Here is a 1,718-nt window from a genome sequence, read left to right on the forward strand (position 1 = left end):
GGGCTGTGACATTCTGCGGCTCCGCCGCGTGGGCGCGCCCCGTAAGGGGCGCGGGGAACTGCGCGACCGGCCACGACGCGACCGGCAGCCGCGCACCGGGCTCAAGAGGCAACCCGGTAGGCGCCCCGGCTACGCCGAAGGGCTCCCCGCAGGGCCCGCCGGGCGGTTGCCGGTGCCACCGGCACCAGTGCCGGTGCCGGCACCGGCACCCGTACCCGTGCTCGCCGCCGCCGAGTGGCTCGCAGAGCCACTCCCCGCCGTGCCCCCTCCGCCCGTACTCCCTCCGGAGGAGGACGAAGACGACCCCGTCGGGTCCTTCGACGGCGGCTTCGACGGCGACTCCGGCGGCTTCGACGACGGGGCGGACGACGACGAGCTGGGCGACGACGAGCCGCCGTGCGACGGGCTGCCGCCGCTCGACGGCGACCCCGACGAGTGGCCGCCGTCGCTGGGGCCGCCACTGGGCGAGGCGCTGCCCGACGCCCCGGGCGAGGCGTGCCCGGAGGCGCCGGGGGAGGCCGACTGTCCCGGCTTCCCGGGGCGGCCCGGGACCTGCGCGTGCCCGGCCTCGCCCGGCCGCCGCTGGTCCGCGGTGAGGCTGTTGTCGCCGTCCTGCTGCGACGCGGAGCGGTCCGGCTTCGTGGCGCCGTCGCCCGCGTCCCCGTCGTGCCCGCCGGTCGTGGCGCCGAGGGTCACGACCGTGCCCAGCACGGCGGCGAGCAGCGCGCCCGCGCCCGCCGCGGCGAGATTGCGCCGGGTGCCGCTCACCATCAGCTTCCGCGCCCACTGCTGACGCGGCCGGGACGGCTGCGGGCGCCGGAGCGCCGCGGTGGTGATCTGGTCCGGCGCCCCGGCGAAGGCGGACGACGCGGACGCGGACACGGACGGCGGGGCCAGCGACTCCTCGCGGCGCGCGTCCGGGACCTCCTCCCCCGCCGTCGGCCGGACGCCCCGTACCAGCGCCGACGGGGCCGCGGGCGGGATCGCCGGAACGGGCGGCCCGGCGGCCGCCGCCGGCTCCGGCCGTGGCGCCGCGGGCCCCTGTGCCGCGTGACCGGAACGGTCCGTGACCAGGGCCAGGGCGCGACGGCCCGCTATGGCACCGCGTTTGTCCGCGAGCACCCCGCGCATGCCGATGGACGCCTCCAGCTCGGCGCGGGCCCGGTCGAGGTTGCCGGTGCACAGGGCCATGACGCCCAACTCGTGGTGAAAATACGCCTCTTCGGCGACCGCGCCGGTGCGCCGGGCGGCGGCCTGGCCGTGCCGGAGGCAGCGCTCCCAGGCGCTCCAGTGCAGGGCCGCGGCGAAGGCGGGCGCCGCCGTACGGGCCAGCAGGACCGCCGTCTCCGCGTGCCCCTCCTCCGTACCGCTTGCCAGCGCGGCCGCGGCGGCGAGGATCGCGTCGGCCTCCAGGGCGACGCGTTCGGGGGTCACGGAGGGGTGCCCGGTCCACCAGGCGTAGTGCTGGGCCGCGGCGTGGGCGAGCTCGGCGGAGTCGCGGCCGTACCCGTCGGCGAGCAGCTCGTCGGTGACGCCCGCGGCCAGCCGGTAGTGCGCGCCGGTGACGGTGATCAGCCCGGCCGCGAGCAGCTCGCCGACGGCGGCGTCCGCGTGGGTGTCGCCCACGAGGGCGGGCAGGTGCGCCTGGTGCGGCACCTCGCCGCCGAGGGCCACGGCGAAGCGCAGGGTCTCGCGCGCGGCCTCGCCCAGCCGGGAGG

The 1,718-nt window shown here is 79.2% G+C and carries 1 pseudogene; it reads right to left on the reverse strand.

Annotation, left to right across the window (positions count from 1 at the left end):
• Positions 1 to 129 precede the first annotated feature (129 nt).
• Positions 130 to 1,718, reverse strand: a pseudogene (locus K6I34_RS36605) (ATP-binding protein); the annotation flags it as partial.

Origin of the sequence: Streptomyces sp. UNOC14_S4 (assembly GCF_020740835.1) — a bacterium.
Lineage (GTDB): Bacteria > Actinomycetota > Actinomycetes > Streptomycetales > Streptomycetaceae > Streptomyces.